Source organism: Flavobacterium sp. GSA192 (genome assembly GCF_006386525.1).
Classification (GTDB): Bacteria; Bacteroidota; Bacteroidia; order Flavobacteriales; family Flavobacteriaceae; genus Flavobacterium; species Flavobacterium commune.
This window is the reverse complement of the sequence record NZ_VAHC01000004.1, coordinates 141,588-157,127: the sequence shown is the minus strand read 5'-3', so window position 1 is coordinate 157,127 and position 15,540 is coordinate 141,588. Positions and strand designations below refer to the sequence as shown.

General features: G+C 32.5%; 14 protein-coding genes. 4 read left to right on the top strand and 10 right to left on the bottom strand.

Annotation, left to right across the window (positions count from 1 at the left end):
- Window positions 1-22 precede the first annotated feature (22 nt).
- The 3 genes from FDM27_RS09705 to FDM27_RS09695 are packed head-to-tail and all read left to right on the top strand — an operon-like array spanning window position 23 to window position 6,483.
- Window positions 23-1,504 (top strand): fasciclin domain-containing protein, encoded by a 1,482-nt coding sequence (locus tag FDM27_RS09705; protein WP_140486098.1) that lies wholly within the window; start codon window positions 23-25, stop codon window positions 1,502-1,504.
- Window positions 1,505-1,523: 19 nt separating this feature from the next.
- Window positions 1,524-4,706, top strand: a complete 3,183-nt coding sequence (locus FDM27_RS09700; RefSeq protein ID WP_140486097.1) for a SusC/RagA family TonB-linked outer membrane protein — start codon at window positions 1,524-1,526, stop codon at window positions 4,704-4,706.
- A 28-nt stretch (window positions 4,707-4,734) separates the two neighbouring features.
- Window positions 4,735-6,483, top strand: coding sequence for a RagB/SusD family nutrient uptake outer membrane protein (locus FDM27_RS09695; protein WP_181161655.1), 1,749 nt, complete (start codon window positions 4,735-4,737; stop codon window positions 6,481-6,483).
- A gap of 141 nt (window positions 6,484-6,624) precedes the next feature.
- On the opposite strand, the gene FDM27_RS09690 is transcribed toward FDM27_RS09695, so the two are convergent.
- The 7 genes from FDM27_RS09690 to FDM27_RS09665 form a co-directional block, all read right to left on the bottom strand.
- On the bottom strand, window positions 6,625-7,563 hold the full coding sequence (locus tag FDM27_RS09690; protein ID WP_140486096.1) for a pseudouridine synthase: 939 nt from the start codon (window positions 7,561-7,563) through the stop codon (window positions 6,625-6,627).
- 147 nt (window positions 7,564-7,710) lie between these two features.
- Entirely contained in the window at window positions 7,711-8,667 is a 957-nt protein-coding gene (locus FDM27_RS09685; protein WP_140486095.1) for a geranylgeranylglycerol-phosphate geranylgeranyltransferase, read from the bottom strand.
- 112 nt (window positions 8,668-8,779) lie between these two features.
- A complete protein-coding gene (locus tag FDM27_RS09680) occupies window positions 8,780-10,216 on the bottom strand; it encodes a sensor histidine kinase (protein WP_140486094.1) in 1,437 nt (478 codons plus the stop codon).
- A 159-nt stretch (window positions 10,217-10,375) separates the two neighbouring features.
- The gene (locus FDM27_RS09675) at window positions 10,376-11,314 is read right to left on the bottom strand and encodes a mevalonate kinase (RefSeq protein ID WP_071184015.1); all 939 of its coding nucleotides are present in this window, start codon (window positions 11,312-11,314) and stop codon (window positions 10,376-10,378) included.
- Window positions 11,315-11,488: 174 nt separating this feature from the next.
- Entirely contained in the window at window positions 11,489-11,617 is a 129-nt protein-coding gene (locus FDM27_RS16200) for a hypothetical protein (protein ID WP_255510514.1), read from the bottom strand.
- Window positions 11,618-11,619: 2 nt separating this feature from the next.
- The gene (locus FDM27_RS09670; protein ID WP_232227140.1) at window positions 11,620-11,841 is read right to left on the bottom strand and encodes a hypothetical protein; all 222 of its coding nucleotides are present in this window, start codon (window positions 11,839-11,841) and stop codon (window positions 11,620-11,622) included.
- A 26-nt stretch (window positions 11,842-11,867) separates the two neighbouring features.
- A complete protein-coding gene (locus tag FDM27_RS09665) occupies window positions 11,868-12,950 on the bottom strand; it encodes a diphosphomevalonate/mevalonate 3,5-bisphosphate decarboxylase family protein (protein WP_140486093.1) in 1,083 nt (360 codons plus the stop codon).
- Between the two features lie 322 nt (window positions 12,951-13,272).
- On the opposite strand from FDM27_RS09665, the gene FDM27_RS09660 reads away from it, so the two are divergent.
- Window positions 13,273-13,749 carry a TspO/MBR family protein gene (locus tag FDM27_RS09660; protein WP_071184011.1) on the top strand — a complete coding sequence of 159 codons (477 nt, stop codon included), beginning with the start codon at window positions 13,273-13,275 and terminating at the stop codon, window positions 13,747-13,749.
- Between the two features lie 80 nt (window positions 13,750-13,829).
- On the opposite strand, the gene FDM27_RS09655 is transcribed toward FDM27_RS09660, so the two are convergent.
- The 3 genes from FDM27_RS09655 to FDM27_RS09645 form a co-directional block, all read right to left on the bottom strand.
- The gene (locus tag FDM27_RS09655) at window positions 13,830-14,570 is read right to left on the bottom strand and encodes a carboxypeptidase-like regulatory domain-containing protein (RefSeq protein WP_071184010.1); all 741 of its coding nucleotides are present in this window, start codon (window positions 14,568-14,570) and stop codon (window positions 13,830-13,832) included.
- A 109-nt stretch (window positions 14,571-14,679) separates the two neighbouring features.
- A complete protein-coding gene (locus FDM27_RS09650) occupies window positions 14,680-15,156 on the bottom strand; it encodes a YdeI/OmpD-associated family protein (RefSeq protein WP_140486092.1) in 477 nt (158 codons plus the stop codon).
- A gap of 23 nt (window positions 15,157-15,179) precedes the next feature.
- A complete protein-coding gene (locus tag FDM27_RS09645; protein ID WP_140486091.1) occupies window positions 15,180-15,533 on the bottom strand; it encodes an iron chaperone in 354 nt (117 codons plus the stop codon).
- Window positions 15,534-15,540 lie beyond the last annotated feature (7 nt).

Genomic DNA, 15,540 nt, shown 5'->3' with positions numbered 1-15,540 from the left:
ATACAAACTTAATCAAGTACAAATGATTTTATTAAAATATAAATATGCAAGATTATTTGCTAGTGTTTTAACACTAGCAATAATCTCCTGTTCTAACCCTTGGGACGATCGTGAAAATAATGGCCATGTCAATTTGAATTTCAATTTAACTCAGGCAATAACAAATAAAGCCGAAACATCTGAGTTTGCACGGTTATTGGTAGAAACTGGTTACGATACAATTTTAGCAGCTTCAAAAACTTATACGGTTTTTGTTCCAACTAATGCAGCCATAGATCAGATTGGTGATGAAATATTAGGTGATCCAGAGGCCTTAAAAGAATTTGTAGGTAATCATATCGCTTTAACAGCTTATTCTTCGGAAAGAAACGAGGAAGAAACACAAATAAAAATGTTTAGTACTAAATACTTAACATTTAAAGGGAGTACTCAGATTGATGATGCAACTATAGTAACAGCCAATCAATATGCTAAAAATGGAGTGTTTCATATTATAGATAAAGCTTTGACTCCAAAATTAAATATTTGGCAGTATATCAAATCACAAGAGGGTACTTCAGCAACTAGTGATTATTTATTAAGTTTAAAAGACTTTAATATTTACAAGTCAGATAGTATTGCAAAAGTGTTGTCTGAAGAAAATGGTGCAGGTTATCTTGCCGATTCTTTGACCAATTCTTATTTGAAGAATGTCTATAATTTGAATAACGAGAAAAATTCATATACCTTATTTTTAATGGAAGATGATGGATATAATGAAGAAGTGGATAAGATGAAGCCTTATTTGATAAAACCTTCAGATGATGCTGAAATAGACTCTACTGGTATTTATTCCCAATATTTTACTTTAAGAGATATGGCTTTTCATGGGAAATATGAGTTAGATGAATTGCCTTCAACTTTAGTGTCAAGATTTGGAGTAGAGGTTCCTATCGATAAAACACAAATTGTAGGAGAGCCTATTCATTTAAGTAATGGTATTGTTTATATTATGAAAAGGGTAGATGTTCCTTTAGCTAAACGTTTATTGACTACCAAAATTGAAGGAGAGAACAATGGACAATATTTTAACTTTATTCGCTCAAGAATGTTTTATCGAGACCGTACTGATCTTTCCGGATTGTTCTTCCAAGATATATATGTACAAAATCCAGGTTCTCCCCAGCCTTGGATAACTTATAGTGCAAAAGATTTTTACAGTACTACTTATAAGGTATATTGGCGAGCTATAAATGACATTCAGACAAATGTTTTTCAACAGCGTTTAATGATCTATGGAAAGTCTGAAATTATTAATGATGCGACATTTTTTTCAGAAACAATTGTTTTATTTCCGTACATGAATGTAGAACTTGATAATTATGATGAGGTATTTATTGGAGAATTTACGTTAAATGAAGCTCGAGATATCGATTTTATTTCATTAGTAGGTGCCAATACATCAACTAACGGAAATAACTCGCTGACATTGGATTATTTGAAATTTATTCCTGTACTTAAATAATATCTATAAAAAATTAGTTATGCTAAAAAATATAAAACTAAGCTGCTTAGCAGGTCTTTTTTTTGCCGGTGGACTATACTTACCAATGTATGCACAGCAAACACAGGATTCTACAGCAACTTCAACCATAAATAAAAATGTTAAAGGAATTTTGGTAAAAGGTGTTGTGAAAAGTGCCAAAACCAAAGCCGGTTTATCAGGAATAAATGTTAGTGTCGATGGATTTTCCGCCGTTATCACTAATGATGACGGTAGATTTGAAATTAAAGTTCCTAATTTACAAACTATAATTAAAGTTAGTGGTCAGGATTATCAATCTAAAGTATATGCTTTAAGAAATCAAAATTCAGGTATAGCAATATTCTTAAGTGAGTCTAACTATGCTGCTGCTTATGAGATTGCTAATACTGCTTCGGGAGATAAACTGCAATACGAAAACGTTAATGCGGCTAGTGTTGTTGATTTTAGCAAAGATCAATGGTCTAATGCAGTTAATGAATCTGTTGGAGGTTTTTTACAAGGAAAAGTAGCTGGTTTAAATACCGTTAGAAATTCAGGAACTCCAGGAGCAGGAACTTATTTGTCTTTGCGCGGATTTACATCCTTGTACGCTACAAATAAACCATTGATTATAGTTGATGGAATGATTTATGACGACGAAGATTATGGTTCAGGAATTTTACAAAATAACGTGTCTTCTCCTTTATCAAATATCGATGTTAAAGATATTGAAGATGTTACTATTATTAAAGATGGATCATCTCTTTACGGAACCAAAGGAGCTAATGGAGTGATTAAGATTACGACTATTCGCCCAACAGAATTAACTACAAAAATAGATTTTTCTATGTATGGTGGGGTTAATCAGGCTCCAGATCAAATGCCTTTACTTGGTTCAGATGCCTTTCGTACTCATCTTTCACAGCTTGAAGCTAGCCGTGGATTATCTCAACAACAAATTGCAGCTTTGCCTTATATGAACGATGATATTGGTTCGTCAGCTTATTACACTTATCATAATAATACCAATTGGCAAAAAGAAGTTTTGAAGCCAAGTGTTAACCAAAACTATTTTCTTAAGGTTCGTGGAGGAGATGAGATAGCTAAGTTTGGTTTGTCTGTTGGTTATTTGGATAGTAAAGGGATAATAGATCAAACCAATACAAAAAGATATAATATGCGTTTAAACGCTGCTTTGCGTTTAACTAATAAACTTAGTGTAGATGCTAATCTTTCTTTTGTAAATAATACACAAGAACAATGGGATCAGGGATTTGCTTATAAAACCAGTCCTTTGTATCTGGCATTGACTAAGGCTCCTTTTTTAGCAACTAATGAAATTAATGGCGCAGGAGAAGTTTCTCCTAATTTAGCAGATGTAGATTATTTTAATGTGGGGAATCCTAATGCTATAATGACTAATGGTTTTGGGAAGAACAACAATTATCGTTTCTTTGGAAATCTTAAATTTAAGTATGCCTTGAGTAAATCATGGGATATCAATAATATCTTAGGTTTAACATTAAACAAAGAGAGAGAATCTTTCTTTATCCCTGACCAAGGAGTTGCAGATGTTGTGTTACCTACCGCTATAGGTACTAATCGTTCAGGAAGTGATATTCAACAGTATAATAGTCTTTTTACAGATACTTATGCTCATTATCTAAAAAAAATCAATAATGATCATAATATTGAGGCTAATTTTGGTCTTAGAACACAGAGTAATAGATCTGAGCGAGATTTAGGTCTAGGCTTCAATTCTTCTACAGATGACTTTACTTTGGTTGGTGCAGGGTCTAACTTACTACGTCAGGTAGGAGGAGCTCTCGGAGAATGGAAATGGTTAAATATTTATGCTGGTGCTGATTATAATTACCGTAATAAATATTTCTTAGCAACTAGTTATGCTGTTGATGGTTCAAGTAGATTTGGGGATAAGATGAATGGAAAAGAAAAATATGCTTTAATGACATCTTTATCTTCTGCTTGGTTAGTTTCTTCTGAAGGTTTTATGAAAAATTTCAGAGCTATTGATTATTTAAAATTGAGAGCTAGTTATGGGTATAGTGGGAATGATGATATAGGAAATTTTACAGCTCAAAAATACTATATTTCTCAAAATTTATTAGGAGTTCAAGGTTTAGTAAGAGGAAATATTGGGAATCCTAACTTGCAATGGGAGACAGTTAAGAAATTCAATGTTGGGGCTGACTTAGGTATCTTCAATGAAAGAGTGAATGCTTCATTTGATTTCTTTACTAACAGAACAAGAAATATGATTGTATATGAAACTGTTAGTAATGCTAGTGGTTTTGATTACGCTGTTTCTAATGCGGCAGCTATGCGTACTATGGGAGCAGAATTGGCATTAAAAACGCGTCTTGTTAATGCGGCCGATTTTACGTTGGATTTAGGAGTGAATGTAAGCCGTTATAAAAACGAAGTTCAAGGCTTGCCTAATGGAGATATTTTGACTCAATTTGCTGGGGCTACTTATTTAACATCTGTTGGGAAAGATGCTAACTTATTTTACGGTTTAAAAACGGTTGGAGTTTACAGCACTACAGTTGAAGCAAATACCGCTGGTTTGAGCAGACGTTTGTCAAATGGAGAATTAGTTCCATTTGCCGCGGGGGATATGCAATTTGTAGATAAAAATAATGATGATATAATTGATAATAATGACCGTATGGTTATCGGTAACCCGAATGCTGATTTATTAGGTAGTTTTTCAACTAATATTGCTTACAAACGTTTTAGTCTTCAGGCATTGTTTAATTTTTCTATTGGTAACGATATCTACAATGGTTTGCGTTATAATTTAGAGAAAATGAGTGGATATGAAAATCAAAGTGTTGCTACAACTTATCGCTGGGTGGCTGAAGGGCAACAAACTGATATGCCAAAAGCCACATGGGGAGACCCAATGGGGAACTCCGAATTTTCTAGTAGATGGATTGAAGATGGATCTTATTTAAGATTGAAAACTTTAGTTTTAGGCTATGATTTTAAAGTAAATAATATGGATTATATTAAATATATCAAACTTTATGCTACAGCTAACAACTTGTTGACTTTTACTAAATACTTAGGCTACGACCCTGAATTTAGCGCTACTTCTTCTATATTTGGTCAGGGAACAGATATTGGTTTAGCTCCACAGTTCAGAACATTTCAATTGGGATTGCGTTTAGGACTTTAATTTTTACACTATAGAAAGAAACATACAGATGATAACAACAATCAAAACAAAAATAACAAAAAGCATATTATCTCCAGTGTTGGGTATGGTATTGCTACTTAGCTTAGGCTCATGTCAGGACTATCTGGATGTGCAACCTGAAGATAAACTTTCAGGCGATCAAGTATATCGTAATGTATTTGATGCTGATGCTGCTGTAATAGGTATATACGGTAAATTTATGAATCTTGCGGAAAAGCATGTGATTTTAAATGAAATGCGTGCCGATTTAATGACCACTACTAGAAATTCTAATCCCTTTTTGAAACAACTTTCGGAGCATAATGTTACGACAGAAAACGCATACATTAGCCCTAGGCAGTTTTATGAGGTAATTCAAAATTGTAATGACGCATTGAAAAATTTTGACATCATGCTGGTGGATAAGAAGTTCACACAGTCGCAATACGAGCAACGTTATGCTGATGTGGGGTGTATTCGTTCTTGGGTATATTTACAATTGGGAATACATTATGGAAATGTGCCTTACATTACTGAACCTATTGAAACTTTAGATGAAGTAAAAAATATTTCGAAGTATCCAAGAATTTCATTTGATCAACTTATTGACAGGTTAGTCACTTTTACTGAGGGACTTACTTATAAAAAACAATATCCAAATGGAATTGATATAATTACTGATGTTGATAATTATAATACTGCAAAGTTCTTTATTAACAAAGAATGTTTATTGGGAGATTTACAATTGTGGAAAGGAAATTATTTGGCTGCAGCTTCGCATTATAAAAATGTATTAGAGACATCCTCAAATAGTTCAAATATTAATGAATTGTTTGATGTATATCGTCTTAAAGGAGCAGATGTTTCAACTAATAATGATTTAGCTGTTGGTTATATTAGATTCTCTGAACAGGATGCTAGATCTTTAATTAATAATAATACACAGGGTTGGAGATCAATGTTTGCTAGAGAAAGAGATGTACTATGGAATATCGAATGGATTTGGTCGCTACCCTTTGATAGTGATTTTGCTCCAGAAAATCCGTTTATTGCTATTTTTTCTAAGAATTCAGGTGATTATTTAGCTAAACCATCTCAATATGCTATAGATCTTTGGAATTCCCAAACTCAATTTAATTCTTTCCCTTATGATGCACGTGGTTCAAAGTTTACTTATAATATGGTAGGTGACGATCCTGTAATTATGAAATATCTTTATAAATTTCAAGCTGCTAATGATCCGTTTAAAAGAGAAGGGGATTGGTTTTTATATCGTGCAGCCAAATTGCATTTGCGTTATGCCGAAGCTGCAAATAGAGACAACCAACAGAAAATCGCTTATGCACTATTGAATGTTGGTATATATGAAGCTTACAGAGAGGGACTTACAGGTTCAGATGATGTAACTAATGTTATGCAAACTAAAGAGCCTTTTCCTTATGATTTTGATGCTCGTAACGGTGAAGCTCCGCGTTTTAGAGGTAATTGGCATCGTAATGTAGGAATTAGAGGTCGTGCGTATTTAACCTCTGTCGGAGCAATTGGAGATGATGTTATTACAACCGAAAATAATATTATCAATGAAGCTGCTTTAGAACTGGCTTACGAAGGAAACCGTTGGGAAGATTTAGTGCGTATTGCCAGACGTAGAAACGATCCTTCTTTCCTGGCTGATAAAATCTATGAGAAATTAAATAAAGAAGGTAATGCTGAAGCGGCTAATGTTAGAACAAAGTTGATGAATCCTAATAACTGGTATTTACCATTTAACTGGTAATATAGATTGAATAATTTGTAGTAAAAAAAGCCGTTTCAAAATTTTGAAGCGGCTTTTTTATTCGGTAAGATTGGGATTTGGTACCAAAAAAACCGCCTCAAAACTTAATTTGAGGCGGTTTTTTGTTAAAAAAAATGAAAACTAGGTGTTTTTCAAGTTGATAATCTCTTGCTCAGTAAGTAATCTCCAGTTTCCTCTAGGCAGGTTCTTTTTAGTTAAACCGGCAAAAGCTACACGGTCAATACGCAATACATCATAATCGAAGTGTTCAAAAATAGCGCGGACTACTTTTACGTTTGAAGTTTTTAACTTCAATCCAATTTCGCTTTTTGCTTCTCCTTCAATGTAGCTTACTTCTTCAACAAAAACACGGTGTCCGTCCAGAACTAATCCTTTGTTGATTTTTTCTAAATCTTCAAATTTTAAGTTTTTGTCAAGAGAAACCTGGTATATTTTTGATGATTTTTGATTAGGTAAGGTAAATTTTCTAATCATATCGGTATCATTGGTAAACAATAATAATCCGGTAGTGTTTTTATCCATGCGTCCTACAGCTGCAATTTTAGCTGTTGTAGAGCCTTTTACCAGTTCCAATACATTTCTGTATTCCTGACCTTCGTCAAGAGCTGTAGTAAAGTTTTTAGGTTTGTTAAGCAAAATGTACACTTTTTTCTCCGGGGTTAATTTTACTCCGTCAAAATTTACATCATCACCGGGCTTTACCAGATAACCCATTTCGGTAACCGGAACGCCGTTTACTTTTACATTTCCTGATTGAATGTAAATATCTGCATCACGACGAGAACAGACACCTGAATTTGAAATGTATTTATTCAAACGAATTTCGTCTTTTGCTTTTGGTCTTTTAGCCGTCGGATTTGGCTTTTTCTCAACTTTATTTGCAGGAGCTTCAGCAGCTTTTGTATTCGGTTTTACTTTTTTAGGGCCTTGCGCTCTTTTTGGCATTGCAGGTTTAGCTCCGCTCCGCTCGGCTCCGCCTCGGGTTGGCTTGTTAGAACTTGGTCTGGAGCTATTAGGTCTGGAACCTCCTCTTTTATTGTTGCCTTCCTTATTATTCATAATATTCTATAATTTACTTCGTCTGTTCGGCCTTTAATGGCCTCGAGTGTGCAAAGATAGTATTTATATAATAGCTAATTGATAAATGCTGATTATAAAACATTAACTAACTCGTTGATAAGTTGTTTCTTCTGATTAGAATTGTAATCAAAAAGAAAGCAACAGCTTTTTTCCGTGCCATAAAACACTTGGATTGATTAGAATAATACAGAAAACTCCTGAAACAATCAGGAATTTAAGTACGTTGTGCAGTAATAAGAATTGAGCTTTAGTATTCGATTTCCATAAATATTTCAAGAAAAACAGCAAGATAATGAGACAGGAATAGAAATAAATATCCATGTAGCCTACATCGTAAATTTCGATTAAAATATAAACAGGGAATAAGGTTAGAAGACTCAGGAAGCTGATAATTTTTTTTGAAGTTGCTTCACCATATAAAACCGGGATGGTATGGTAGTTATCGACTAAATCGCCTTTGATGTTCTCTAAATCCTTAATCATTTCCCTGATAAGTAATAATAAAAATAAAAATGTAGCATGAGCTGAAATCACCACAAATTGAATTTTGTATGTTTCTATTTCATAAAAAGGAAGTTTAGTGTAATAATATAATAATATAGCAAAAAAAGGCATTACTGCTAGGATGGATGCCATAAGATTGCCTATAAGAGCTATTTTTTTGATTTTGTGAGAGTAAAACCAAATTAGGAAAATATAAGCTGAAAAAAATAAAAAAGCCCGCCATGATAGATAGGCTGCTACTAATGCTGCTATAAAGTTAAGTGAAAAATATACTTTAAGTTTGGTGCTTTGACTCACTAATCGATCGAGCATTGACTTAGTAGGACGGTTAATTAAATCTTTTCTACTATCATAAAAATTATTGATAATATAACCCGAAGCAATAGTTACTGTGGAGGCAAAAACAATGAGAAATAAACTAAAATCCAACAAAACATCTAATGCTCTTATCTCAGGAGCCAAGATAAATATGGCAGATAAATATTGTGCCAAGATAATGATGGGAATGTTGTAGCCTCTAACCACAGAGAACAAACTAATGATTTTTAACGCTAAAAGTTTGTTTTTTCTACTAAGCATTTTTTGTTTTCGGTCAGTTTTTAAGTTCTTTATTCAAATTTAAGGGTTTGTTTTTTAAAACAAGCTTATTTGAATTAAAATAACTAAAAAATTAAGCACTTTAGTATCGCAATCAGGAGATTAATTGGTCGTATTTTTTGGGTAAATTGATGGTAAATTTTGTTCCAATGTTGATTTTTGATGTAATTTCGATGGTTCCGTTTAGTGTTTTAATAGCATCTTTTACCAAATAAAGACCTAAACCGGTGCCTTTGTTGTTGTTATTGGTTACAAAAAACATATCGAATATTTTGTTTTGATATTCCGGTTTTATACCAATACCATTATCCGAAATGACAATTTTATTCCCCTGATCGTCTGCATAGGTATTGATGGTAATGTAGCAATTTTCTTTTCCCGAATCCGAATATTTGATGGCATTGGTCAGTAAATTATTGATGATGATTTTTAGTTTTAATTCATCACTGTCAATACTGTCAATATTCAGATTTTTGTTAATGCTGATTTTTTTGGTTTCCTGTCTGAATTGGTTTTGATTGATTGCTTCTTCTATTGTTTGAATCAGGCTCACTTTTTTGATAGCAAGTTTTGTTTTTTTATTTCTGGAATACTCAATAATGTCTTTTATAAATTGATCTTGTTTATCCAGATTTTGATTCATTAGTGCCAAATAAGCCCTTAATTGGGTCACGTTATTTTCGGTGTTCATGATTTCAATTAATCCTTTTAAAGAAGAAATAGGTGATCTTAAATCATGAGACGCACTGTAAACAAATTGGTCTAATTCTTTGTTGACTATCGTTAAACTCTTGTTGGTTTCTTCGGTTTCTGTCTTAGATCGTTTCAGTTTAGTGACGATTACCCAATAATAAATACTGACACTTCCTATGATAATTAATGAAAAGAAAATATTAATCAGTAAAAGAAGATTTTTAATCGAACGCAATCCCGAGCTCAATTTTTCAGAAAATGCTTTTTCGTTTTGGTTGAGCTCTATACTTAATGTGTTGATTTTTTTTAGGATATTTTCTTTGTCGGAACTAGTTAGACTTTTAGCTGTTATTTTCTGATTTACATTTTGTCCCAGAATGGCTAATTTCTCAATTGATAGATCGGCATTTTCCCATTCTTTTATTGCTTCTGCAAAAAAAGAAACGGATCTAAAGTTCTTAAAAAGCCATATTAAATCATCAAAATCCTCGGAGTTATTTCTTCCGGCTCTAAGTCCGGCTTCGATTGTTTCAATAGGAGCATTGTTAATCAAACCTAAACGAGCAATTTTATCTCCTTTAGGAACACTTAATTCTCTTTGAAATGACTGCCATTCGTTACTGTCACTGGTTAAAAGATAGGTCGTTAAATGACGGGTTGCATCTTTTTGTCCTTTTGAATAATGAGATTCACCATTGATGTACGCTCTCGATGCCGATAAAATTTTTATAGTTAGATAATTGCTTGCTATTAAAAGGGTACATGACAGAGCTACTACCAGCAATGGAATAAAAACATTGTCTAATCTAAGTTTTTTGAGAAGAGTATTTTTAAGCATATTGTTCTTATTTAGTTGATAAATAGAAAACGGAGTTTAAAGATACGCTGTTTTTTCTTATCAAAAAGTAGGAATTGGTCAAGTTGTTTACTGAAATAAAAACGCTATAGAATAAGTAAAACCAGTACTTTTCAAGTAAAAGAATAAAGTAAGAAGGAATTAGAATTGATAAACCACTTCTAATTTGTAATCTTTCAATGAAGCTTTAGCACGTTCTATATCTTCAGTAAAACCAAGAATATAACCGCCACCGCCAGAACCGCAAAGTTTTAAATAGTAATCATTTGTTTCAATTCCTTTTTGCCAAATTTCATGAAATTGCTCCGGAATCATAGGTTTAAAATGGTTTAAAACTACTTTAGATAATTTTTTGGTGTTGGTAAATAAGGATTTCATATCACCGTGTAAAAAGTTTTCCACACAGGCATCGGTATATTTTACAAACTGATTTTTCAGCATCGCACGGAAACCTTTGTCTTTTAAGTTTTCCATGAAAATATTGATCATAGGAGCAGTTTCGCCTATAATTCCTGAATCTAATAAGAACACCGCACCTTTACCGTCAAAACTTTGATTTGGGATTCCGGTTGCTTCAATATGATCTTTTGAATTAATCAAAATCGGGATACTCAAATAGCTGTTTAAAGGATCTAATCCGGAGCTTTTTCCATGGAAAAAACTCTCCATTTGAGAAAATATATTTTTTAACTGCAATAATTTTTCACGGGTTAAATTTTCCAGAATAGTGATTTTATTATTGGCATATTTATCGTAAATAGCAGCAACTAACGCTCCGCTACTTCCTACACCATAACCTTGCGGAATACTGGAATCAAAATACATTCCAGTATCAATATCATTTTTTAAAGACTTTAAATCAAAAGAAACTAAATTTGTTTGTTCGTTTTCTAAGGTTTCTAAATAATTAGCAAAACGTTTTAAACTGGCGTTAGAAGCAATGGCTTCGGCAGAAGGATTCTCTTCTTTTTTCAATGCACCATTATAAAAATTATAAGGAATAGACAATCCTTTAGAATCACGAATAATTCCATATTCTCCAAAGAGTAATATTTTTGAGTAAAATAAAGGTCCTTTCATATTTTTATTTTAAGTCTTTCAATTTATTTGGGTTTTGTCTGGTGTCAAAAACAAAAACAATAACAATATGTTTGATGTTGTAATGATAAAACAAACTGGTTTGTTTACTAATAACAACTTTTCTAATTTTTTTATTTATGCTCGAAATTGGAAATAATTCTGGATTTTCAACAATTAATTGTATTGTGGAATTAATCTTATTTGAATTTTTTTTACTTCATTATTCCATTTTGCTTCCAAGTAGTTAAAAATTTCTTCAACTTCCATTTTAGCTCTAGGAGTAATTACAACCTCCCTTTTCATCTCTAAAGATGTAGTTTTATAAAATCATCAAAAGAAGAAAAATCACCTTTTTTATATTCTTCTAAAGATTCGTTTATTGTATTTTGTTGCTCTTCAGTCAAATCATCCCAAAAATCTTTTTTCTTTGAATTAAAAATGTTTTTAATGGATGCAATAATAGACTCATCATTGGTTTCAGCCAATAATTTTATCAATTCTAATTTTTCTAATTGAATATTCATCATCTAAAATTTTACTAAAGATACAAAAATTACAATTGCATAGCACCTGTTCCAATTTCGTCACAAAGGTACTGCCCATTTTGACAATAGCCAACTAATTCGTCCTTAATAAATTGCAAAACGCTTTCTTTATCTTTATTTGGGTATAAAACATGCACATTAGCACCGGCATCAAGAGTAAAACAAACCGGTATTTGGGTCTCATTTCTGAATTTCCAAATTTTATTGATAATCTGCAACGTATTTGGTTTCATTAAAATAAAATAAGGCATTGATGTCATCATCATGGCGTGTAAAGTCAGGGCTTCACTTTCGACTATTTTAATGAATTCGTCCAGATTACCATTTTCAAAAATTACAATTAATTTGTCCAGATTTTCATGTGCCTGTGCAAATCGTCTTTCGGCAAAAGGATGATTGTGCATCAGGTCGTGACCTACGGTACTCGAAACTTGTTTTTCTCCTTTGTCAACCAGCAAAATAGTATCTTGATAGTTTTTGAAATTTTCGTGAATGTTATATGGAAATTCAACGCCATATAAATCCGAACTCCTTTCAATATTTGTTTGCTGTCCCCAAGTTACCACTTGACCTTTTACGCTTCGGCAGGCACTTCCTGAACCCAATCGTGCTAATAGCGATGCTTTTTGATAAAAATAATCTTCAGTCATTGCAGGGTTCAAAGCTTTTTCCAGACTCATTAAGTTCATCGCTAAAGCTGCCATACCTGATGCTGAAGAAGCAATTCCTGAACTGTGCGGAAAGGTGTTTTGAGTATCTATTGTAAAATGATAATTTTTCAAAAACGGCAAATAAATTTCGATTCTTTCAAAGAATTTTTGGATTTTTGGCTTGAAATCTTCTTTTGGTTTTCCTTCAAAAAACAAATCAAAAGAGAAATTATCCGTATTCTGTTTTTTGGCGAAAGCCAATTTGGTAATCGTTTTACAGTTGTTCAACGTAAAACTCACCGAAGGATTAGCTGGAATTTGATTCGCTTTTTTTCCCCAATATTTCACCAAAGCGATATTGCTGGGTGCGCTCCATTGAAAATTACCACTTTCTATAGATTCTGAATAGGAAGTTGGAATAAAATCGTTTGCTGTAAACATGAATGATAAAATTTGCGCAAAGATACTTTTTTGAATTATATGCAAGGTGTTCGCTTTTAAAAAAAGTTGGACAAGACCCGAGAGATAGCGAATTGGCTAAGCAATTACACCAATTGTCACTAATTCTAATCAAATGATTAAAGTCGAATGACACAAATTTCAATCTGCTTTAATGATTCGTGTAATTAAAATGAGGTATAATTTGTGTTTATTTGTGTAATTTGTGGCAAAAAAAATAAGTGCTATTGCCTAGGAATATACGTTGATTGTATTATTTGTTCAATCGGTGGAAAGTTTAGTATTTTTGGAAAAAAATAGAATAATGAATAAGATTACTAAAATAATTGTTGCAGTTGCTATTTGTCTAGGCGTAGGATATTCTTCCAGTATTGTTACGAGTTCGGCAATTTTAGATTGGTATCCAACATTAGTGAAACCAAGTTTTAATCCGCCTAATTGGGTTTTTGCTCCTGTTTGGTCTCTGCTATACGTGATGATGGGAGTGGCTGCTGGACTGGTTTGGGACCGAATTGCTTACGAAAGTGAAATTGTTCAGAAAGCTTTGTTGTTTTTTATCATCCAGTTGGGATTGAATGCTTTGTGGTCCTACCTGTTTTTTGGATTGCACAACCCTATGTTAGCCGGGATTGAAATTATTCTTTTGTGGTTGCTAATTTATGAAACCTATATTCAATTTGCTAAAATCAATAAAATAGCTGCTTATTTGTTGATTCCATATTTGGCTTGGGTGAGTTTTGCTGCTGTGTTGAATGCCAGTATTTGGTGGTTGAACAGATAGGTAATTGCAATTGCAAAAATCAATGACAATAACTAAATAATAATTGCAATAGTTTAATGTCAAAAAAACAATAAAAAGATTTATTCCGGAGCGTTGATTTTCTTGAATTCAACGCTTTTTTTGTATAAAAAATCCATTAATTCAAGATTGTTCGAATTTTTAGATAACATTTTTTTGGATTCGGGATCAAAATTGCAAAAAGTAAGGAAGGCTTCCATTTCTTCTTTTTTTAATTGTAAAGTTTCGGTATAGAATTTTTGGTCAAAGTTAGCGGCAGCAATTTCTTTGAATGCTTCAGGATTCTCGGCTTTTTCTTTTTTTCCTTTGAATAGGTCACCAAAAATCATTTTTCCTATTTTGACAAAATCCATTCCGTTTTCAATCGTTCCATTATATACGCCCGAATTTTTTAAAGCTTTGGCTTTTTTTTCCATGGCAATTTCATGATTTTTTTCTTTCTCCCATTTTTTATCCAATTTCCAATCAATATTAACCTGATGAACCACCACTTCTTTAAGTTCTTCTGCTTTTCGTGTAATTTCTATTTTAATTTTGGTTGTGTTAAGATCATCGGAGCTTATTTTGATCCCTTTCAATTCATAATCTTTATGGAAAATCAGGATGCTATCGTTGATTTTTGCAGCAATTGAGAATTCACCATTAGCATTGGTAGTTGTGCTTCGTTCTGTAGAAAGGTTGATGATTTCAGCGTCTGGGATGAGTAGATTTTGAGAGAAAACACTACCATTGATTACTTTTCTGGATTGTGAAAAACTAAATTGAACAATCGTAATCAATAAAATGACAGCTAGTTTTTTCATACAAATACTACTTTGAGGTAAAAGTAGTAAAGTTATTGGTCTTAAAAAGTTAAAAATTATGTAAATACTTGTTAATTATGATGGTTTAAAATCTGATTTTTAAAAAGTATTAGGGGTGTAATTTTTCTCCTTTTATCACTTTGTTTATAGTATTTGCTATTCGTTCTACTTTAGTTTCATCCTTTTTTGCCGAATAAATCCAATCAATAAATGCTTTTTGTTCACCTTCTTTTAAGTTGATAAAAGTTTCATAAGCCAATGGTTCATCTTTGAGGCAGAGTTCTAGTTCATTTGGAATTTCCAAAGGATTTTCGTCTTTGTATAAAATCACTTTTACATAATCTCCGGCTTGTTTTCCTATTTTTTTTCGAATTGCAGCTTTTAGCGGAAGAAATAATTTTCCGTTTCCCATGGGCATGAGTTTGTAATTTTTTAATTCGTAATCGTCAATACTTCCACGAACTTTTACCCAACCAAAAGGAGTTTTTTTATCTTGTAGTATTTCTGGAATTGCTGCGTATGTCCAACCTCCTTTTCCCGGGAATTTTTCTAAAAGAGATTCTTTACTGATTAAAGGTTTTTCCATTATTTGATGTTGGTTATAAGACTTTATTTCTTGAATTTTTCCATATTTTCTTTTACACGAAATGCAACTATTTGTTTGATTAGTTCATAAGGGATAGGCGCATCAAGAGGAAATTGAACAGAACCTTTGCCTTGCTTGTATTTTGATAATGCTTCAGAAAATTGTGTATGTCCTGAAGGAGTTGCATATAAACCAATGTGATTTTTGTAGGCAGCAAAATAGACTAATGGCTTTCCGAATGTTTTGTAAGCCGGCATTCCATAAGAAATACTTTCAACACAATCCGGAGCTTCATTTTTAATAATGTTTCTTATTTCTTGTGCTATTTTTTGAATTTCAATGGGAAATGTGTTAATATATTCTTCTACTTCTTCCATTTTAAAA